The 19,096-nt window shown below is 73.3% G+C and carries 17 protein-coding genes; 8 read left to right on the top strand and 9 right to left on the bottom strand.

Going from position 1 to position 19,096, the window contains the following annotated elements:
* Positions 1 to 3 precede the first annotated feature (3 nt).
* The 5 genes from AB0435_RS06350 to AB0435_RS06330 form a co-directional block, all read right to left on the bottom strand.
* Positions 4 to 717, bottom strand: coding sequence for a sugar phosphate nucleotidyltransferase (locus tag AB0435_RS06350; RefSeq protein WP_366008169.1), 714 nt, complete (start codon positions 715 to 717; stop codon positions 4 to 6).
* A 54-nt stretch (positions 718 to 771) separates the two neighbouring features.
* Positions 772 to 1,773: an SDR family NAD(P)-dependent oxidoreductase gene (locus tag AB0435_RS06345; RefSeq protein ID WP_366426338.1), complete on the bottom strand. Its 1,002-nt coding sequence runs from the start codon at positions 1,771 to 1,773 to the stop codon at positions 772 to 774.
* Positions 1,774 to 1,851: 78 nt separating this feature from the next.
* Positions 1,852 to 3,309 (bottom strand): hypothetical protein, encoded by a 1,458-nt coding sequence (locus AB0435_RS06340; RefSeq protein ID WP_366426337.1) that lies wholly within the window; start codon positions 3,307 to 3,309, stop codon positions 1,852 to 1,854.
* A complete protein-coding gene (pelF, locus tag AB0435_RS06335) occupies positions 3,306 to 4,847 on the bottom strand; it encodes a GT4 family glycosyltransferase PelF (RefSeq protein WP_366008166.1) in 1,542 nt (513 codons plus the stop codon). Before pelF ends, AB0435_RS06340 begins: the two co-directional genes overlap by 4 nt.
* 49 nt (positions 4,848 to 4,896) lie before the next feature.
* Positions 4,897 to 7,071: a hypothetical protein gene (locus AB0435_RS06330; protein WP_366426336.1), complete on the bottom strand. Its 2,175-nt coding sequence runs from the start codon at positions 7,069 to 7,071 to the stop codon at positions 4,897 to 4,899.
* Between the two features lie 843 nt (positions 7,072 to 7,914).
* On the opposite strand from AB0435_RS06330, the gene AB0435_RS06325 reads away from it, so the two are divergent.
* The 6 genes from AB0435_RS06325 (at position 7,915) to AB0435_RS06300 (ending at position 12,467) form a co-directional block, all read left to right on the top strand.
* Complete coding sequence (locus tag AB0435_RS06325; protein ID WP_366008164.1) at positions 7,915 to 8,907, top strand: NAD-dependent epimerase/dehydratase family protein; 993 nt, start codon at positions 7,915 to 7,917, stop codon at positions 8,905 to 8,907.
* A 168-nt stretch (positions 8,908 to 9,075) separates the two neighbouring features.
* Entirely contained in the window at positions 9,076 to 10,194 is a 1,119-nt protein-coding gene (locus AB0435_RS06320; protein WP_366008163.1) for an alpha/beta hydrolase-fold protein, read from the top strand.
* Positions 10,195 to 10,269: 75 nt separating this feature from the next.
* Entirely contained in the window at positions 10,270 to 10,611 is a 342-nt protein-coding gene (locus tag AB0435_RS06315; RefSeq protein ID WP_366008162.1) for a hypothetical protein, read from the top strand.
* Between the two features lie 89 nt (positions 10,612 to 10,700).
* Positions 10,701 to 10,973, top strand: coding sequence for a hypothetical protein (locus AB0435_RS06310; protein WP_366008161.1), 273 nt, complete (start codon positions 10,701 to 10,703; stop codon positions 10,971 to 10,973).
* A 37-nt stretch (positions 10,974 to 11,010) separates the two neighbouring features.
* Positions 11,011 to 11,673, top strand: a complete 663-nt coding sequence (locus tag AB0435_RS06305; RefSeq protein ID WP_366426335.1) for a PhzF family phenazine biosynthesis protein — start codon at positions 11,011 to 11,013, stop codon at positions 11,671 to 11,673.
* Between the two features lie 53 nt (positions 11,674 to 11,726).
* Positions 11,727 to 12,467, top strand: a complete 741-nt coding sequence (locus AB0435_RS06300; protein WP_366008159.1) for a Mut7-C RNAse domain-containing protein — start codon at positions 11,727 to 11,729, stop codon at positions 12,465 to 12,467.
* 28 nt (positions 12,468 to 12,495) lie between these two features.
* Here the strand turns inward: AB0435_RS06300 and AB0435_RS06295 are convergent, their stop codons facing one another.
* Entirely contained in the window at positions 12,496 to 13,512 is a 1,017-nt protein-coding gene (locus AB0435_RS06295) for a polyprenyl synthetase family protein (protein ID WP_366008158.1), read from the bottom strand.
* Positions 13,513 to 13,941: 429 nt separating this feature from the next.
* On the opposite strand from AB0435_RS06295, the gene AB0435_RS06290 reads away from it, so the two are divergent.
* Entirely contained in the window at positions 13,942 to 14,379 is a 438-nt protein-coding gene (locus tag AB0435_RS06290) for a hypothetical protein (RefSeq protein WP_366426334.1), read from the top strand.
* Between the two features lie 12 nt (positions 14,380 to 14,391).
* Here AB0435_RS06290 and AB0435_RS06285 read toward each other — a convergent pair whose 3' ends face one another.
* The 3 genes from AB0435_RS06285 to AB0435_RS06275 all read right to left on the bottom strand — a co-directional run bounded on the left by AB0435_RS06285 (position 14,392) and on the right by AB0435_RS06275 (position 16,924).
* Entirely contained in the window at positions 14,392 to 14,595 is a 204-nt protein-coding gene (locus AB0435_RS06285; protein ID WP_366002531.1) for a DUF5302 domain-containing protein, read from the bottom strand.
* 309 nt (positions 14,596 to 14,904) lie between these two features.
* Positions 14,905 to 15,486 (bottom strand): hypothetical protein, encoded by a 582-nt coding sequence (locus AB0435_RS06280; RefSeq protein WP_366426333.1) that lies wholly within the window; start codon positions 15,484 to 15,486, stop codon positions 14,905 to 14,907.
* Positions 15,487 to 15,493: 7 nt separating this feature from the next.
* Entirely contained in the window at positions 15,494 to 16,924 is a 1,431-nt protein-coding gene (locus AB0435_RS06275) for a HEAT repeat domain-containing protein (protein ID WP_366426332.1), read from the bottom strand.
* A 581-nt stretch (positions 16,925 to 17,505) separates the two neighbouring features.
* On the opposite strand from AB0435_RS06275, the gene AB0435_RS06270 reads away from it, so the two are divergent.
* A complete protein-coding gene (locus tag AB0435_RS06270; RefSeq protein ID WP_366002534.1) occupies positions 17,506 to 18,984 on the top strand; it encodes a SpoIIE family protein phosphatase in 1,479 nt (492 codons plus the stop codon).
* Positions 18,985 to 19,096: the final 112 nt, after the last annotated feature.

Genomic DNA, 19,096 nt, shown 5'->3' with positions numbered 1-19,096 from the left:
CGTTCACGCTCCCTTGATCAGCAGGTCGCGGTGTCCGGAGAACTCGCGGTTGGCCCGGTCGTAGTCGTCGGGGCGCCCGATGTCGAGCCAGTAGCCGTCGAAGTCGTAGGCGTGCGGCGGGGTCCCCTCGCTCAGCATGTCGAGCACCAACTCGTCGAATCCGAGCGGCAGTCCGGGGGTGTAGCGGGCGAGGGCGGCGCGGGAGACGCCATAGACGCCCATGGACACGCGGTAGTCCATGCTCGGCTTCTCGGCGAAGCCGACGACGCGCCCGGCGTCGGTGGTGAGCACCCCGAAGTCGATGTTCACCTGGCGGGCGTAGGTGGCGATGGTCAGCGGTGCGCCGGACGTGACATGGGTGCGGTAGACGTCACCGAAGTCGAGGTCGGTGAGGATGTCGCCGTTCATGGCGAGGAAGTGCTCGGGCAGCCGGTCGGTCATGGTGAGGAGGGGGCCCATGGTGCCGAGGGGGCTCTCCTCGGTGGTGTAGTCGACTCTCATGCCCCATTGGGAGCCGTCGCCGACGTAGGCGCGGATGATGTGGCCGAGGTGGCCGATCGCGAGGGTGCAGCTGGTGAAGCCCGCGCCGGCGAGCTGGCGCATCACGATCTCCAGGATCGCGTGCTCCTCGCCGATGGGCACGAGGGGCTTGGGGAGCGCCGTGGTGTACGGGCGCAGCCGGACGCCCTTGCCTCCGGCGAGTATGACTACGTGCATGGTTGCCGTCCTCTCTGCGTGGGTGACGTCGGGTGGTGAGCGGGGCCGGCCGGGTCAGACGTTGTAGATGCCGGCCTTGTAGCGGGTGAGGTTCCGCGGGTCGCGGAAGAAGTCGACGGTCGCGGCCAGGCCCTCCTCGAGCGGGTGCGCGGGGGCCCAGCCGGTGGCGGCGCGCAGTCGGCTCGCGTCGCAGACGAGCCGCATGACCTCGGAGTTCTCCGGCCGGATGCGCTCGGGGTCGGGGCGTACGTCGAGGTCGGTGTCCATCAGCTTGCCGATCAGGGACACCAGGTCACCGATGGAGATCTCCTCGCCGGTACCGGAGTTGAAGGTGCGGCCGACGACGTCGGCGGCGGGCGCGGTGCCGACGGCGAGGAAGGCGGCGACGGTGTCCTTGACGTAGCTGAAGTCGCGGGTGGGGCGGAGGTCGCCGAGGGTGATGACGCGCTGTCCGGCGGCGACCTGGCCGATGACGGTGGGGATGACGGCGCGCATGGACTGCCGCGGTCCGAAGGTGTTGAACGGCCGCAGCGTGACCACGGGCACGCCGAAGCTGGCGTGGTAGCTGTCGGCGAGCCGGTCCCCGCCGGCCTTCGAAGCGGCGTACGGGGACTGGGTGTTGATGGGGTGGTCCTCGCTGATGGGCACCGTCTGCGCGGTGCCGTAGGTCTCGCTGGTGGAGGTGTGCACGAGGCGCGGGACGCCGAGGTGGCGCACGGCTTCGAGCACGTTGAGGGTGCCGGTGACGTTGGTCTCCACGTAGCTGTGCGGGGCGCGGTAGGAGTACGGGATCGCGATCAGGGCGGCCAGGTGGTAGACGGCTTCGGTGCCGGTGACGAGCCCGGTGACGGAGCCGGGGTCGCGGACGTCGCCGAGGACGACGTCGACCTGCTCCATCACCTCGCCGGGCAGTGTCTCCAGCCAGCCGTACGAGGAGAAGGAGTTGTACTGCACCATGGCGCGGACCCGGTGGCCGGAGGCGACGAGTGCCTCGACGAGGTGCGAGCCGATGAAGCCTTCCGCGCCGGTGACGGCGACGGGTGCGGATGCGGGCATGAGGGATCTCCCTTGTGGCGGGCTGTGCGCAGGACCGGCCCGTGGTGGCGCCGTGCGGTGCTGGAGGTACGCGGTACGTCAGCGGTGCGTGGTGAGGCGTCCGAGCCGTTGGGCGGAGACGGCCAGCAGGGCGGCAGCCGTGGCCGTACAGACGAGGAGCTGGACCGTGGCGGGCGTCGAGGTCCGCAAGGCCAGCGCGGCCGATTCGGCGCCGGCCGCGCCCAGGCACAGCAGCGCCGGGACCCAGGCGACGCCGAAGGCCTGCAGCAGCAGTCCGGCCCACAGGACGGTGCCGAGGGCGAGCAGGCCGGCGAGCCGCACGGCGGTGACCGGCGGACCGTCCGGCCAGAGCGCGCCGGTGGCCAGGGCGAGGACGGCGAGGACGGCGAGGTAGACGCTCGCGCAGAAGGCGAGTACGCGGACCCCGCCGATCAGCAGTCCCCGGGGAGTGGTGGCACGGGTGAGCGCGGCCAGGGCCATGCTCCGGCAGCGGTAGAGCAGCCATTCGGCGGCTCCCATGCTGAGGGTGAGCGCGATGACGGCGGCACCGGCCGTGCGGGCGCCGGGGCAGTGGCGCAGGACGTCACCGAGCGCGGCGAGGGTGGTGAGCACACCGCAGCCCAGGCCGAACAGCCCGTACGGCAGTGAGGCCAGGGGGGACAGCGGGGGCGGCGGGGTGTCCGGGGTGCCGGTCCCACGGGTGCGGAGGATCTCGTACGCCGCGGCGCCGGTCACGCCGGCGACGGTGGCGAGGAGCAGGGCCGTCCGCACGGGAGCGGGCAGGGGGACGGCGAGGAGCAGCGCTCCCCCGGCGGCGGTCGGCAGCAGGGTGAGCAGCAGGAGCCGTTCCCTGCCGAGGACGAGCAGGACGGTGGCGCCCGCGAGGTACACGGCCTGGCCCGCGGCGAAGGAGGTGACCCCGGCGTTCCGGGGTGCCGCCAGCGTCGCCGCGGTGGCGAGGAGGGCGCCGGCCGGCGCTCCCCACCGCAGGCAGCGCCCCGCGGCGGGGCGGCCCACGGCGAGTCGGAGGTAGGCACGGTGGGCGAAGCCCTGGTTCCAGGCCCAGGCCACGAGCGCCGAGACGACGAGTCCGACGGTGCCCTGGGGCAGTCCGTAGCCGTCCCGGGCGCCGTTCATCAGCGGTGCGCCGAGCGCGTAGCCGAGGCCCGGGAGGGTGAACACCAGTGCTCTGAGCAGGAATTGGGCGGGGTGCGTGCGCCAGGGGTCGGGGCGGGGGCCGGGCTCGGGGTGGCTGCGGGGGACGCGTGCGTACAGCTCCGCGGCCAGTGCGAAGGCGTCGGCCCGGCCGTAGCGTTCGGTGATCTGTTCCCCGGTCAGCCCGTCGGCCTCCAGGACCGCGGCGATCTCGTCGGGGTGCACGGCGACGGCGCACACCTCGGCGAGTTCCTCGGCGAGCTCGTCGATCGGATCCGCGGCCCAGCTCGGCCGGGGTCTGGGACGGCCGGACGCCGGGGTGCCGGCGAGGTCGTGGACGGGCTCGGGCTCGTCGGGCACCAGGCGGAGCAACCCGCTCATCCGGCGTCACCTGCCGCCATGGCCATGACGGGGACGGAAGCGGCTTCCCCGTGAGCGGGCCGGGGCCCCCGCCAGCGGTGCTCGACGGGCGGACGGCCGACACCGGCGAGGTCGCGGTAGATGTCGCGGAAGGCGCTGATCGTCTGGCGGAGGGTGAACTGTTCGATGACGCGGAGCCGGGCGGCCTCGCCCATGCGGGCGCGCAGCGCGTCGTCCCGCAGCAGCTTCAGCGCCGCCTTCGCCATGCTCCCGGGGTCGCGGGGCGGGACGACGAGCCCGGTGTCGCCGACCGCTTCGCGGACCCCGCCCACATCGGTCGAGACCGTGGCCCGGCCACAGGACATGGCCTCGATGAGGGTGAAGGGGAAGCCTTCGCTGATGCTGGAGAGCATCACGACGTTGCCCGCGGCGTAGGCGTCGCGGATGTCCTCGACCCGGCCCTCGAAGACAACGGCCTCGCCGACACCGAGCTCGGCGGCGAGCTTCTCGCAGGAGGTGCGGTAGCCCTCCCCGCCGCGCGGGGTGCCGCCGAAGAGGCGCAGCCGCGCCTCGGGGATCTCGGCCCGGACGAGCGCGAACGCCCGGATCAGCGTCTCCAGGCCCTTGATCGGGTCGACGCGCCCGGCCCAGCTGAGGGTCGGGGTCTGCGGCTCCGGTCCGGCGGGCGGGAAGGCCGCCGGGTCGACGCCGTTGTAGACGGTGCGGATCCGGGCGGGCGGGGTGCCGCCGTGCTCCTCCCAGCGCCGGTTGTAGCGGTTGCCCGGGGTGACCAGCGCGGCGCACCGGTAGCTCTCGGTCGCGAGCAGCCGGAAGAAGCCCAGCATCAGGGCCTTGACCGGCCAGGTGTACGGCTCCGTACGGAAGCCGAGGTAGCGCTCCCGCAGATAGATGCCGTGCTCGGTGAGGAGGAAAGGGGTGCCGTGCCGGTGGTGGGCGACCAGGCCCGGCACGGCGGCGAGCCCGCCGCTCACCGCGTGGGTGACGCCGCCCGGGGGCGGGTCGGCGGCGAGCGGGCGGAGCGCGTGTTCCAGCAGGTCGGTGGCGGTCAGCGCGTCGTGGAGCGTGGGGCGCGCGGCGGCGGTGGCGAGTCCGGTCCTGTTCCAGACGCGGACGAGGGTGCGGGCGGCGGCCTCGCCCCGCAGGGCCGGGGCGAGGGTGCCCGCCGCCGCGTGGTCGGCCAGCCGGTAGAAGGCGCGCGGGAAGTGGTGCTCCTGCGCGGGGTCGAGGAGGGCCAGCAGGAACTGTTCGTAAGCGGTGAGGAAGGAGCGCAGGGCCCGGCCGCGCAGGGCCCGGCCGGCCGGGGCCGGGCCCCACAGCGGGTGGGTCTCGACGCCGCGGACGTGGGACGGGAGTTCCCAGGCGAGGGCCTCCCGGCCGGTGCCCGTCACCGCGATGACCCGGAAGTCGACGTCGGGCATGCCCTGCACCAACTGGTCGCACCACACACTCACTCCGCCATGGCTGTGCGGGTAGGTCCCCTCGGTGAGCAGGGTCACCGAGGGGGTGTCGGATGCCGTTTCGGCAAGCGGTCCGTGCATGGAATTCGGTTTCTCCAGAGGTGGCGCGGCCTGAGGTGACGGGGTGCGCTCAGCGGCGGGCGCCCGGTCCCGGCCCGTACGGCACGGGCCGGGTGACGCCCTGGGGGATCGTCGGGCGGGCCGCCGGGTCCTGCACCCGTGCGGCGTGGGCCGTGGCCGGCGTAGCCGCGGGTGTGGCGGTGGCGGGCAGGGTGAAGGAGAGCTGGGTCTGCCCGGCGGCGGGGGTGGCCCACCCGGAGCGCGCTCCGGCGTACGCGGTGCCGAAGGGGATGGTGGTCGCGCCCTTGAGCTGCACGGTGCCCTCGGGCAGGGTCGCGGTGGTCTCCACGCCGGCCGGAGCGCTGACGGTGACCGCGGAGCCGATGCGGTAGCCCGTGATGCCGGAGGCGACCGCGGCCTTCCAGGCGGACCGCTTGCTCAGCTCCGTACCGATGTCCCGCATGCGGAGGTTGACGATCGGGGTGCTGTCGGCGTAGAGGCCCGCGTAGTCGGCGAGGGTCTTCTCCAGGACCGTGTAACCGATGCGCTCCTCGGAGAGGTTGGACTGGTGCATGAAGTGCGGCCGCGGGTCGTTGGCGAGCACGTGGCTCAGCGCGATCCGGCTCTCCAGGGGCACGATGTAGGACCCGAAGCCGGTCTTCACGTCCAGCGGGCTCTTCAGGCAGGTCGTCACCTTGGAGTTCTCACAGGTGCCGCTGCCGCCGTCGGCCTTCTTGGCGTAGAGCCAGTTGTACTCGTCGGTCTCCTCGGCGGCGGTGCCGGCGTTGTAGAAGACGTTCATCGGGTAGCGGGGAACGGTGAGCGCGGCGCCGATCGGACGCTGCTGCCGTTCGCGCGAGGTGTCGCTGCCGATCCAGCGGACGCCGTTCATGGCCAGCACGGGCGCGAGGTTGGGGTTGTCGTCGGGCTGCTGCGGCGTCATCCGCAGGCCGGAGTGCTCGCCGGTCACCAACTCGTCCCGGTCGAGGGTGAAGCCTTGCCGGGCGCCCCAGTTGAGGTTGTCGTTGATCTGGCCGTTGATGACCGGCCCGCCGACCCACTTCACCTTGCCGAAGAAGTCGGTCTGGCACGTCCAGGGCACGACGGTGGTGTTCTGCTCACACCCCAGGAACGCGTGGGTGTAGGTGTGGTTGACCCAGCGGAAGGACTTCTGGTCCGCGACGAGCTGGTTCAGCAGCGGGTCGGGCGCGCCGCCGTGGTCCGCCTTGTACTCCTCGCTGCCGACGCCGTTGTAGAGCAGGTCGAGGGGCAGGTTGTGGCTCTGCGACCACTGCTTGGCGTACTGCGCGTCGGCGGCGGTCATCCGCAGCGCGGGGTGGTCGGGGGTGGGGTTGCCGGGGCAGTCGACGTCACCGGGGGTGCACTTGAGCTTGGTGTCCCACCGGTCGTCGGAGGCGAAGACGTCGTCGACGTGCACGGCGAAGTAATTGCGGGAGGCGCCGAGGTGGACGCCCTGGGTCAGCCACTCCACCATGCCGCGGGAGACGAGGCGGAACTGCTGCTGGTACTGGTTGTAGACGAAGGTGACGACCAGTTCGCTGCGGCCGTCGTGGGTGTACTGGCCGATCAGTGAACCGCGCCCCGTGCCGCCGGGTATGGGAGCGTCGAGGTAGCTGGTGTACGTGGCGCCGTCGGCCTGCTTGTCCAGCGGGGTCGAGAGATAGCCCCAGCTCTCGTTTACACCGGGGTCGTTGTCCTCGAAGGGAACGTTTTTCCTGAGATAGCCGAAGGGCCCGGCGGCCCCGCTCGCGGTCACCTGCGCGGACGTGCCGTCGAGGGTGCCGCTGTAGCCGGAGTCCTGCGGGGTGTTGAGCCCCACGGCCGGGCGGGCATACGTATAGGCGTCCACCTGGCGTATGCCGAAGCGTTTCTCGTAGGACGCCAGCGCCGCCATCTCCGGTGAATTCGCCCCGAACGGATTGTCGTTGGGCAGCACCACACCCTGGAACTTGGCCCTGGGTCTGCCGTCGACGGTGTCGCTGAGGAACGCGTCGTCGATCCGGGGCCGCCCGGAGTCGTCGAGCGCCACGTTCGTGTACGGCGTGCCCGCGTCGTCGAGTTCGGCGCGTATCGCCTCGGTGGCGGGACCGCCGTCGTCGACGACGAGCACCCGCAGGTCGATCCTCGGAGTGGTGTCCGCGGCTTGCGCCCCCGCCACGGGAACGGCCACGGCCAGCAAGGCGCCCGCAGCCCAGGCTGCGGCAAGACGGGTCGGACGACCCATGGTTCTCTCCCCCCAGAACGGCCTCGCGCACCCGGTGCGCGGCCGTCCGGTACGACGTGTGCGCGCAGGCCGGACCCGGCACCACGGCACATCGGACAAGTCCCCGGAATGGGCCCCTTCGCGGTCGCGCCTCCCCACCCGACCGCCGGCTTCTCCTGCGTCCGGCGCGGACGCCGTGTCCGCCACCGATGCCGTACGGCCGGAGCCCGAGCCGTACGACGGTGTCCACGGGCACCGGGCACGACGGCGCCCGGCCCTCGAGAGACACCGATGCCTCTCGACCGCCCAGCCATATAGTGCGCCATGGCCGAGGGTCCCGCTGGCGCACTGCCGAGTAGCCAAGGCACATGTGCCCGGCCGCTGTCCGGAATTGGACGCAACCCCGCGGGGACCCCTGCCGGAGGCGGCTCCCCGGGGCCCGGCGGCCATCTCCGCGATGACCTGTGCCGACATTGGTACACACCGCCGTGACACGCGCCCTCTTCGCGCGGTGCCACAGAGGTCCCCCGGGGAATGGGGCGCCCGGAGATCGGCCTGATGCCTCCTGTCCGGCTTGCCCGTTGCACCCGTCAATTGCCGGATACATCACCCACCCGGCGCTCACCGCCGACGCGCCTTCCAAGATCGATCCCAAGCCAGGGAAGCAACCGGGAGCCGCGCTCCCCCCTCTAAGTAAGGTTGCGCTCAAATCCTTGGGGGAACGATCAACTCCACCCGATCCACGGCTGGTTGAAGGATTACCGACTGATGGCGGAACCCGGACCCCGGCCCTCTGCTCACGGCAGATCCGCTCACGGCTGACGTCACTTCCGTCAACGCTCTTGAGGAGGCAGGGTTTCCCTCATGAGGCTACTGATTTTGGGCGGAACGGAATTCGTGGGCCACGCCGTCACCGAGGAGGCCCTGGCCCGGGGCTGGGAGGTGACGGTCTTCCACCGCGGGCGGCACGCGGCACCGGCGGGCGTGACCGCGCTGCACGGCGACCGCACGGCACCGGACGGGCACGCGGCCCTGGGCACGGGCGAGTGGGACGCGGTCGTCGACACCTGGTCGGCGGCGCCGGTGGCCGTGCGCGACGCGGCACGGGCCCTGGCCGGGCGGGTCGGGCGGTACGCCTACGTCTCGACCGGCTCCGTCTACACCTACCCCTCGCCGGACGGACACGACGAGAGCCACCCCGTGGTCGACGGCTCACCGGACGCCGACGCGGTGGACTACGCACAGGACAAGCGCGGCGGGGAGCTCGCGGCGACGGCGGCCTTCGGCGACGACGCGTCGCTCCTGGTACGCGCCGGGCTGATCCTCGGCCCCCGCGAGAACATCGGCCGGCTGCCCTGGTGGCTGAACCGGATCGCCCGCGGCGGCCCGGTCCTGGCACCCGGGCCGCGCGACCTCCCCCTCCAGTTCATCGACGTGCGCGACCTCGCCACCTGGACGCTGGACGCCATCACGGACGGGCTCTCCGGCCCGTACAACCTGATCGCCCCACCGGGACACACCACGACGGGCGCCCTGCTGGAGGCGTGCGTGCGCGCCACGGGCTCGGACGCCGAGTTGCGCTGGACCGACCCCGAGGCGATCCTCGCGGCGGGGATCCAGCCGTGGACGGACCTTCCGGTGTGGGTGCCCCGCGGCGAGGCGTACGACACGATGCACCGGGGGTCCGCGGCGAAGGCCCTGGCCGCGGGGCTGCGGTGCCGGCCCGCGGAGGAGACGGTGGCCGACACGTGGGCGTGGCTGCGGACGCTGGGCGGCGTGGCACCGCGGCGGCCGGACCGCCCCGCACCCGGGCTGGACCCGGAGCTGGAGGCGAAGCTCCTGCGCGACCACGGCTGACCGCGGCTGACCACGCCTGGGCGGGGCGGGCCGGCCACGGCCCGCCCCGCGCTGGAATCGCCGGGCATTCCCCACCGACATAAGATGACATCGGCCGTCGCACAGCAAACCCATACCGGTCGTATCCCGTCTCTCCTGGGGAACCTCCCTCCACGAGGAGTGACCACCGTGGGCCTCACGTCCCAGACGTTCCTCATCGTCCTCGCGCTCATCGCCCTCGCGGTGAGCGTGCTCGTGCTCCGGCTGTGGCCGCGCGCGGCGCGGAAGGGGCTCCTGCCCCTGGCGGCCCGGATCGGGCTGCTGGCCGTCACCCAGCTCAGCATCCTGGCGGTGCTCCTCGTCGCCGCGAACAACACCTTCGGCTTCTACTCCACTTGGAACGAGCTCCTCGGCCGCGCCTCCAGCCGCCAGTCCCTCGAGCCGGGCGCGGAAGGCGGCGAGCGGGTGCCCGCCCTCACCGTCAAGGGCCAGGAGTCGGTGGGCCTGAAGGGCGCCCGGGAGAAGGCGGGCCAGGTGGACAGCGTCGAGATCCGCGGCCCGGTCAGCGGGCTGAGCATGGACGGCTACGCCTATCTGCCGCCGCAGTACTTCCAGAAGGAGCACGCGAGCGAGAAGTTCCCCGTGGTCGTGGCGATCACGGGCCAGCCAGGAGTCTCCAAGAACCTCATCACCCAGCTCAAGATCCCACAGGTGGCCTCCTCCGCCATCATGGCGAAGCAGATCCGGCCCACCATCTATCTCCTGGTGCGCCCCTCGGTCGTCGCCGACCGCGACACCAACTGCACCGACGTGCCCGGCGGTCCGCAGGCGCTGGCCTTCTTCAACCAGGACCTCCCCCTGGCGGTCTCCGAGCAGTACCGCGCCTCGGACGCCGTGGGCTCCTGGGGCGCCGTGGGCAACTCCACCGGCGGCTACTGCGCGCTGAAGCTCGCCATGACCAATCCCGCGCGGTACGGGGCCGCGGCCGGGCTGTCCGCGGACTACTTCGCCCGGCAGGACGGCAAGACCGGCGACCTCTACGCCGGCAGCAAGGCGTACAGGAACGAGAACGACCTGACCTGGCGCCTCGAACACATGCCCCCGCCGCCCGTGTCCCTGCTGGTGTCGACGAGCAAGACCGGCGAGGAGAACTACGAGCCGACCCTGAAGTTCGCGGCCGCCGCCAAGCCTCCGACGCGCGTCACCAAACTCGTCCGCGACGAGGGCGGACACAACTTCCAGACGTGGCGCGAGGAGTACCCGGTCGTGCTGCGCTGGCTGGACAAGGAGCTCGCCGCCAGGAAGTAGCCCTCCTGCGAGATCCGGAAAAATCACCCGAACGCGGGAATGCGCGCAAAGTAATGGCAATCTTACGCTAAGTCCATGCCTGGTTGGGGTCCCGCGCTGCCGCAGTCGGCGCTCCGCGCCGCGGCCGCCGTGCTGATCTCCCTGCTGCTGATCCTCGCGGGCGGCGGCGTCCAGGCCGTGGCGTACGGCGACGACCGCGAAGAGGGCACCTCCTCCTCGGAGTTCGCCCCCTCCGACGAGTGCGTCACCTCCGTACTGCTGCTCCCCGGGAGCGCCGTGCGGGCAGGGCGCCGCGTCCCCCTGCCCACCGGCCCGGCCACCCCGGTCGCCCGGCTGCGCCTCCCCCTGCTCGTCCCCCGCGCCGACGCCGCTCCGGCGTGCGCCACCCGCGCGGGTCACACCGTCCTGCGCTGCTGAGGGCGAGGCGCGCCCCGCTGCCCGGGGCCGCCCTCCACGCCCCGCACACCCAGCAGGTACGAGAGCAGAGAGACCGGAGAGAAGCTGTCATGCCCCTCGACCCCGCGCGTACCGTGGGCGCCTATCTGCGCGCCCAGGTCTACCGCGACCACCCCTCCGGGCCACCGCCCGCCGTCATCGCCGAGGAGGAACCGTCCGGTCTCCCGGCGGGCTCCCCCTCCGCCGCAGAGCCGGAGACTCCGTCCGCCGCGCCGCCGGAACACGCCTACCTGGCCACCGTTCGCCCGCCCGGGAGACTCACCCGGCTGTTGTCGTTCCTGCGTCAGGGACCCGCGGCCGCCCCGGACACCAGGCAGCCCTGACCCGGCCGGCGCGCGGCGCCTGATGTTGAATGCCCAAATGATCGACATCCAGGTGCTTCGCGTCTTCACCGGACCGGACGGCGAGGGCGGCAACGCCCTCGCCGTCGTCCCCGACGGCGCGGCCGTGCGCGGTGACACGGCCAGGCGGGAACTCGCCGCCCGACTCGGCCACAGCGAGACCGTGTTCGTCGACGACGCCGAGCGAGGCGTCGTCGACATCTGGACGCCCAGCGTCCGGCTGCCCTTCGCCGGCCACCCGCTGGTCGGCGTGGGGTGGCTGCTGGGGGCCGAGGTGCTGCGGCCGCCCGCGGGCGAGGTCCGCGTCCACGGGGACGGTGAGTTCACCTGGGTGCGCGGCCGCGCCGCATGGGCGGCCGGACGGCACACCGAGCGGTACGCCTCACCGGCCGAGGTCGACGCGCTGCCCGCGCCGCCCGAGGGCGAGGGCTGGCTGTACGCCTGGGCCTGGCAGGACGAGCGCGCGGGCCGGGTGCGCGCCCGCGGCTTCCCCCGCCGCGGCGACGGCATCGCCGAGGACGAGGCGACGGGCGCGGCCGCGCTGACGCTCACCGACCGGCTGGGCCGCGCCCTCGACATCCGCCAGGGCGCCGCCTCGCAGATCCTCGCCCGCCCGCGCGCCGACGGCACGATCGACATCGGCGGCCGGGTGGCACCGGGCACGGCCGCACGCGCCGGCTGAGGCCCGGGCCGGGTAGCCCCCGTCGCGCGCGGGCCGTTTCCTATGCTGAAGGTGTGAACCGTTGCCAGATCCGCCTCACCCTCGCCCCTGAACTGCGGCTCTTCGCGGCCGTCGACCGTCGCGCGGAGCGCACCCCCGTGGCCACGGACGGCGCCTCCTCGCTCGGCCATGTCGTCGAGTCGTTCGGTGTCCCGCTCACCGAGGTGGGCGAGCTGCTGGTGGACGGGCGGCGGGTGCCGGTGTCGTACGTCCCGGGAGCCGGCGAGGACGTCGAGGTGCGCGCCGTCACGCGCCCGCAGGAGGTGCCGGGGGCTCCCCTGCGCTTCCTCCTCGACGTACACCTGGGGACGCTGGCGCGGCGGTTGCGGCTGCTGGGCGTGGACGCCGCCTACGAGAGCGAGGACATCGGCGACCCCGCCCTCGCGGCCCTCTCGGCGGCCGAGCGCCGGGTGCTGCTCTCCCGCGACCGGGGGCTGCTGCGGCGCCGGGAGATCTGGGCGGGCGCCTACGTATACAGCGACCGGCCCGACGAGCAACTGCGCGATGTCCTCGGCCGCTTCGCCCCGGCCCTCGCCCCCTGGAGCCGGTGCACGGCGTGCAACGGCCCGCTCCGCGACGCCGACAAGCAGTCGGTGGGCGAGCGCCTGGAGCACGGCACGCGCTCCACGTACGACGTCTTCGCCCAGTGCGTCGAGTGCGAGCGCGTGTACTGGCGCGGAGCGCACCACGAGCGCCTGGAGACGATCGTGAACGAGGCCCTGCGCGAATTCGGCACACCGGCCACGGCGGTCTGACCGGGGCGCACGGACCCGGCACCCCGCGTCAGCTCGTGCTCATCGCGTACGTCAGCCGGTGCAGTTGCTCGCGGTGCGCAGTGTCGGGCAGCCGGTTCAGGTGCGTGCGCGCGGTCTCCACGTAGGCGTCCAGCATCCCCACCGCCGCTTCCACGGCCTTCACTTCGTGCACCAGCGCGGTCAGCCTGCTCCGCGCCCGCCGTCCCTCGCCCCGCAGGAACAGCCGCCGCAGACGCCGGGCCTGCCGTGGGGTGGCCCGCTCCAGGGCGAGGAGCAACGGCAGCGTGGGGCGGCGGTTGCGCAGGTCGCTGGCCATGGGCTTGCCGGTCCGCGACCGTGGGTCCTGGGCGCGGTACGGCAGGAGGTCGTCGCGCATCTGGAAGGCGATGCCCAGGGTCTCGCCGTAGGCGGTGAGCGCCGCGGTCACCTCAGGGCCGGCGCCGGTGACGAGTCCCGCCATGCGGCAGGTGGAGCGCAGCAGGGCGGCGGTCTTGAGGGTGACCATGGCGAGGTACGCGTCGAGGCCGCAGCCCAGGTCGGTGCGCATCCGGTCCTCCAGCAGCTGGCCCCGGCAGATCTCGACCCCGGTGTCGCCCGCCAGGACGATGATGTCCAGCAGGAGTTCGGGTGCGAGGCCCTGGACGCGGCAGCCGGCGACGTCCGCGAAGGAGCGGCACATCAGGGCGTCACCCACGAGCAGGGCCCGGTCGGTGCCGAAGCGCGCGTGGACCGAGGGGCGGCCCCGCCGCTCGGCGTCCCCGTCGATGAGGTCGTCGTGCACGAGGCTCGCGGTGTGGTGGCTCTCCAGGGCGGCCGCGATGGCTGCGGCCTGGGCGAGGTCGCCGCCCAGTGCCGCGACGCACAGCAGGAACAGCCTGGGGCGCAGCAGTTTGCCGTGGGGCAGCAGGGCGTAGCGGGCCAGGGAGTCGAGGGCGTCGTCGGGCCGGGGCCACAGCTCCTCCGTGCGCCGCGTGTAGTAGCGCGAGAAGAAGGCGGCCGGGGACCGTTCGGGGGCGACGGAGTGCAGGGGCGGGTCGAGGGTCACGGGTCCTCGCGGTGTGCGTTCGGGGAACGGAGGCGTCGGCGGGGCCGGGGCCTCGCGGGTCCAGCTTTCCAGGCGGGCGGAGGGTGCCGGGTTCGCGACGCGATGCGGGGCGGTCCTGTGGGGTGACAGTGACGGGTGGGGTGTTGACGTGCGCGGGGCGGCGACCGCGCGGCTGCCCACGGTGGCCGCGACCGGGCGTCCGGCCTCCCGCGATTCCTCGTGCGCACGCGCCGGTTCGCCGGGCCGACCGGCCCGGTCGGGTGTGTCCGGCCGCGCGGGGCGCGTCCCCCGCGATTCCGTCACGCCCCGGCGACCCGGAACGCGCCCTGCTCAAGTCGCGTGCGGTGGGCCGATAATGGGGACGCCGGCGGTTCGCCCGCCGGTACCGCCTGCGCTGCCAGGGGCACCCGGCACACCATGGGGGCATGGATGATCGCTGAGTTGGAAGCTGACGGGCCACCGCGCGACCGGCGGTCGACAGCCGCCGTGCGGCGCCGGGGCCGGCGCACCCGCCGTGCGGCTGTCGTCGCGGCCCTGGCCCTGGGGGCCGCCCTGATCGTGCCGACCGCTTCGGCGCAGAGCCCGGCCCGTACGGTCGCGTCCGCCGGCCGGACGGCGGCCGCGGCGGGCACCGCCGATACGGCCCCGGCGCCCGCCGCCGTGCGGCACTCGACGCGGCAGGCCGCCCGGGCCACCGTGGACCACCAGGTCACGGCCGCGAAGGCGAAGAAAAAGAAGAAGGGCTTCTTCGCGAAGCTGGGCATCTTCCTGCTGGTGGTGCTGATCGTCGTCGTGCTCTTCGTGGTGATGCTGATCGCGCTGGCGATCCGGCTGGCACGGCGGGCCTTCGGGCGCCGCCGTACCTGAGCGAGGGGACGGTCAGCCGCTCTTGCGGCGGAAGGAGCGCTGGCCGCCCGCCTTGCCGTGGGTGCCGTGGACCTTGGATCCGTCGCGGCTCTGGCCGTTGGCGCCGCCCTCGGCCGACTGGCCGCGCTTGCGCTCCAGGGCCTCGCGGAACTTCCGCTTCACATCGTCCTCGGCGCCGGCCTCGGGCGTGTCCTGGGACGCGTTGCTGTCCGTCATCAAAAACCTCCTGGTCATGGCGTCCGTCGCCTCAGCTTGGCACGGGGACGCGGTCAGTTGAAGTCCGGTCGACGTTCAGCTGGTCCGATTCAAGCAGGTGAAGGCGGGAAAGCTCGCATCGGCGGTGGCGCGGGGCCTGTCCGGCGGATCTTGTGGCCGGGTGCGGGCCGTGCCGTCCGCACCACCGCTGCCCGTGGTGTCCTCGATCGCCGGACAGGCTGGACGCAGCTGATGCGCGTGTGCACGATCCGGCCCGTCCGGTGTGTGAGGAGAGGCCCTCGCGCACCGCGAATGACGCTCCGGACCGGATCAGTTGACGGTCAGATCGCCGTCGGGGAGGTCCTCGACGGTGACCTTCGCGCGCGGCACGCCGAGCCCCGAGGCCACCGCCTTCGCGATGCCTTCGGCGTCGGGCGCCGTGGGGTAGGGGACGGTCTCCCCTTCGCCGTAGCTCTCGATGGCCTTGGTGAAGTAGCCGGGGTACCAGGCGCCGACCGCGCCCTTGACCTCGACGCCGCTCACCGGTCGCTTCCCGACCCGGCTCCCGAGCGCGGCGAGGATCCGGTCGGAGCGGTATTCGCCGGGCACCTGGAACAGGCTGGCGTGCGCGCCCACCTTGCCGCCGTCCTTCAGCCGGACCGTGACCGTCAGGCAGCTCGTCACACTCGGGTAGAGGATCGGGCGGCCGGGCGCGGCCTCGGCGACCTGGCCCTCGGTGATCCGGACGGCGGTGGTGGCCCTGTCCGCGGCGGCCGCGGCGGCCGCGGCACGCGGCCGGGCCTCCGCGGCGGGCCCGGCCACCAGCGGAACGGCGACGGCGGATATGAGGGTGGCGGAGAGCAGCAGCGCCCGGCCGCCCGCCGCGGCGCGCGGCATGATCGTGGAAGTCATGCCGAGATCATCCCGCCGAGGGCGCCTCGGGGCCAAAGCGGCTGCGGACCGCCGTCTGGACCTCGGCCTCCTCGGCCGGGTCGGCGGCGAGTCTGCGGAGCTGCTCGACCACACGCGCGTCCGCCGTGGTGGCGTGGTGGGCGGCCAGCTCGCGGGTGGTCTCCTCGCAGTCCCACAGGCACTCGACAGCGAAGCCGGTGGCGAACGACGGGTCCGTGGCCGCCAGGGCGCGCGCCGTGCGCCCGCGCAGCTGCGAGGAGGAGGTCTCGCGGTAGATGTGGCGCAGGACGGGCGCGGCGCAGCCGATCGCCAGCCGCCCGGCCCCGTGGACGAGGTCGCACAGCACCGCGGCGTCCGGGCCCTCGGCCCGTACGGTCCGGCGCAGGGCGCCGAGCACGAGCGCGGAGTCGTACGCGGCGCCCCGGCAGGCCAGCATGCCCGCGGCCGCGGCGCCGAGGGCGTCGGCGCGGTGGATCCACACGCGGGCCCGCTCCAGGGCGGCGGTGTCGCGCATGCGCTCGAAGGCGGTGACGGCCGCCTCCGCGACCAGTTCGTCGGGGTCGGCCGCGGCCGTCTCGATCAGGTCGAGGGCCTGGGGGTCGTGGTGCTCGGCGAGATAGCGCAGGGCGGTGGCGCGCGCGGCCTCGGGGCCGGACGCGGCCGCCTGGATGATCTCCAGCCGGTCCTCGGGGCCGGCGACGGCGGTGAGGCAGCGGGTCGCGGGGACGTGCCGCAGCTGGGTGGGGTGCAGGGCGAGCCCCTCCTGGGCCCAGTCCAGGACCTCGCGCACGCTCCAGCCGGGCCGGGGGCCCGCCGGGCGCAGCTGGCGCTGCCAGCGGTCGAAGGAGCCCTGTTCCTGGGCGGCGCGGACGCGGGCGGCGGTCGCGGGCGACTGCCGGTCGTCGGCCCACAGCCGCCAGGGGCGGGGCTCGAAGGCGTCGCGCACGGCCGCGGCGAGCGCGGTCTCACCCGCGGGGGTGCTGGGGAAGCGGGCGAGGACGCTCTCGCCGAGGCCCAGCAGTCCGGCGTCGTCGTCGCGCAGGGCCAGCTCGTCGAGCGCCCAGGCCCAGTTCCCTCCGGAGATCGCGTAACGGCGCAGCAGCAGCAGGGCGTCCGTGCGGCCGTACGACGCGAGGTGGCCGAGGACGGCGAGGGCCAGCCCGGTGCGCTCCTCGGCGGTGTCGAGCAGGTCGTCGGGGTGGAAGAGGTGCTGTTCGATCTCGTCGAACCCGCCGTCGAGGTCCATGTGGAGGCGCGCGTAATAGAGCGAGCGGTTCTCAACCTGCCAGTCACGCCGGGGGTCGTGCAGCACGCAGTGGTGCAGCGCCGCGAGCGCCTCCGCCCGGGGCGCCGCGAGGGCATGCAGGGTCCCGTCGCCGCGGCCTCGCTGAAGGAGGCCGAGCAGGGTGCCGCTGGGCGCTATGTCTGGATCGAACATGGGGTCAGCATCCGGTGCGGGGAGTCGACTGGCAACGGGATTTCCGTCGTCCGGCATTCTTGCCGGTGTCCACCGGTGCTATGCCTGGTGAACAGCGGGAACTCGAGGTCTCCGAGCGCCCGCAGCCTACCCGGAGCCGAGCATTCCGCCGAGTCGCGCCCGAATTGCCCGCGTCCGCCCCTCCCTCCGGCCGCCGGCACCGGCGGCCAGGGACTCCCCGGTCCGCACCCCGGGCGGCGGCGCTCCGGGACCACCGCGGCCGCACAGTGGATCTTTGACCGTATTTGACGGCCTTCCTCCCTCCGCACTCCGCGTGACGCCAGCTCTCCATGCACACGTCACCCCCTTTCACCGCCCCTCCACCCCCTTTCTTTGCCGCCGAACACCTTCCGCCGCACCCCGAACACCCCATACCTCATGCCCCTGACAAAAGCCCCTATTGCCGATGACATATGCCTTCGACACCACCGGATCGGGTGTTGCCAAACCACTTACAGGCCCTCGCTCCCTGTGCAACAGTCGTTACCGGCCTTCCCCCCGGACCCAACGCCGGTCGCGCCACGCCCGTATCGGAGTACGTCATGCCGTCCCCTCTCCACACGGATCGTTCCGCTGTTCAGCCGCCCGAACAGACCGTCGACGCGCTGATCTCGCTCACGCGCCGGCTCCGTGGCGACCTCGACGCAGTCCGTCGCGAGACCGTGGGCGAGGAACTGCCCGCCGACCCCCGGGCACGCTGGCAGCGCGCCCTGTGCGAGCTCGCCGCGCACCAGCTCGACGACCTCGGAGAGCACCTGGACCAGCTCCGGGAAGGGCTGCCCGACGAAGCCACGACGGCCCGCGCCGGGGGCCCGGAGGCGCTGCCCGCGGATCCGGCCGGGGCGCACGGCCAGGAGCCCGGCGCGCCACTCGGCAAGGCCGGCAGCGCCGAGTGGAATCTCCTCACCGACGACGTCACCTGGTCCGCCGAGCTCTTCGAGCTCTTCGGCCGCCGCCCCGAGGACGGCGCGCCCACGCTGGACGAGCTGCCCTCCTGGATCGTGGAGGAGGACACCCAGCTGCTGACCGCGATGGTCACCGACTGCCTGGTCGACGGCAGGCCGATCGACGGGGAATTCCGCATCGTGCGCGGCGACGGCTCGCAGCGCACCGTGCACATGATGGGCGAGCCGGTGCTCGACGCGGACGGCGCCGCGGCCTCCATGTGGGCGGTGTTACGGGACGTGAGCGAGCTGCGCCGCAGCCGCCAGGCCGTGCAGGAGACGCGCGACTCGCTGCGGCACCACCGGCACGCCGCGCGCACCGAGCACCGCCTCGCAGTTGAGCTCCAGGAAGCCGTGCTGCCGCCGTGGCGCGGCTCCTTGGGCTTCCCCCCGGGCAGCACGGTGCCGGAGGCCGACGCGGCCCCCGGCACCCTCGATCTCGCGGCGCACTATCTTCCCTCCGCCCGCAGCGCGCTGGTCGGCGGGGACTGGTTCGACGCCCTCCAACTGCCGGACGGCAGGACCCTGCTGAGCGTGGGCGGCCTCACCGGGCACGGTGTGGCCGCCACTTCCAGCATGGCCATGCTGCTGGGCGCGCTGCGGGGCATGGCGGTCACCGGGGCCGAGCCGGGCCCCCTGATGGGCTGGCTCAATCACCTCCTCGATGCCTCCGCGCAGCCCGCCCTGGGCAGCGCGGTCTGCTGTCGCTACGACCCCACGACCAGGACGCTGAGCTGGTCGCAGGCGGGCCACCCCGCCCCGCTGCTCTTCCGCGGCGGGGTCGGCAGCGCCCTCCGGCCACCGGAGGGCATGCTGCTCGGAGCGGTGCCCGATGCCGCGTACGCCCAAGCCGAAGAGCCGTTGGAGCCCGGCGACGTGCTGGTGCTGCACACCGACGGCCTGTCACCCCGCAGCACCGAGCCGACCGATGCGATCACGGAACGGCTGCTGGACTTCGCACCGCGGTTCGCCACGGCCAGGAGTGCCCAGGAGTGCGTGAGGGCCGTGCTGGAGGAGTTCGGGGGCAAGGAGCGCGAGGACGACGCCTGCGTACTGATCGCCCGTATCCGCGGCTGAGACGGCCCGTTGAGGCGATCCTCTGGGGACCTCTGGGGAAAGATCCGTACACGGGCCCGGCCGAAGCACCTGGCGATCCACCGTCTTCACATGATGCGGTGATCCGGGGCGA

Origin of the sequence: Streptomyces sp. NPDC051173 (genome assembly GCF_040689515.1) — a bacterium.
GTDB lineage: Bacteria > Actinomycetota > Actinomycetes > Streptomycetales > Streptomycetaceae > Streptomyces.
This window is presented reverse-complemented; position numbering and strand designations above follow the sequence as displayed.

Bases quoted from the DNA above. Each gene is read 5' to 3' on its own strand.
- AB0435_RS06270 (WP_366002534.1), top strand. From the start codon at position 17,506: ATGCCGTCCCCTCTCCACACGGATCGTTCCGCTGTTCAGCCGCCCGAA.
- pelF (WP_366008166.1), bottom strand. From the start codon at position 4,847: ATGCACGGACCGCTTGCCGAAACGGCATCCGACACCCCCTCGGTGACC.
- AB0435_RS06290 (WP_366426334.1), top strand. From the start codon at position 13,942: ATGATCGCTGAGTTGGAAGCTGACGGGCCACCGCGCGACCGGCGGTCG.
- AB0435_RS06345 (WP_366426338.1), bottom strand. From the start codon at position 1,773: ATGCCCGCATCCGCACCCGTCGCCGTCACCGGCGCGGAAGGCTTCATC.
- AB0435_RS06305 (WP_366426335.1), top strand. From the start codon at position 11,011: ATGATCGACATCCAGGTGCTTCGCGTCTTCACCGGACCGGACGGCGAG.
- AB0435_RS06315 (WP_366008162.1), top strand. From the start codon at position 10,270: ATGCCTGGTTGGGGTCCCGCGCTGCCGCAGTCGGCGCTCCGCGCCGCG.
- AB0435_RS06350 (WP_366008169.1), bottom strand. From the start codon at position 717: ATGCACGTAGTCATACTCGCCGGAGGCAAGGGCGTCCGGCTGCGCCCG.
- AB0435_RS06340 (WP_366426337.1), bottom strand. From the start codon at position 3,309: ATGAGCGGGTTGCTCCGCCTGGTGCCCGACGAGCCCGAGCCCGTCCAC.
- AB0435_RS06280 (WP_366426333.1), bottom strand. From the start codon at position 15,486: ATGACTTCCACGATCATGCCGCGCGCCGCGGCGGGCGGCCGGGCGCTG.
- AB0435_RS06285 (WP_366002531.1), bottom strand. From the start codon at position 14,595: ATGACGGACAGCAACGCGTCCCAGGACACGCCCGAGGCCGGCGCCGAG.
- AB0435_RS06275 (WP_366426332.1), bottom strand. From the start codon at position 16,924: ATGTTCGATCCAGACATAGCGCCCAGCGGCACCCTGCTCGGCCTCCTT.
- AB0435_RS06330 (WP_366426336.1), bottom strand. From the start codon at position 7,071: ATGGGTCGTCCGACCCGTCTTGCCGCAGCCTGGGCTGCGGGCGCCTTG.
- AB0435_RS06325 (WP_366008164.1), top strand. From the start codon at position 7,915: ATGAGGCTACTGATTTTGGGCGGAACGGAATTCGTGGGCCACGCCGTC.
- AB0435_RS06310 (WP_366008161.1), top strand. From the start codon at position 10,701: ATGCCCCTCGACCCCGCGCGTACCGTGGGCGCCTATCTGCGCGCCCAG.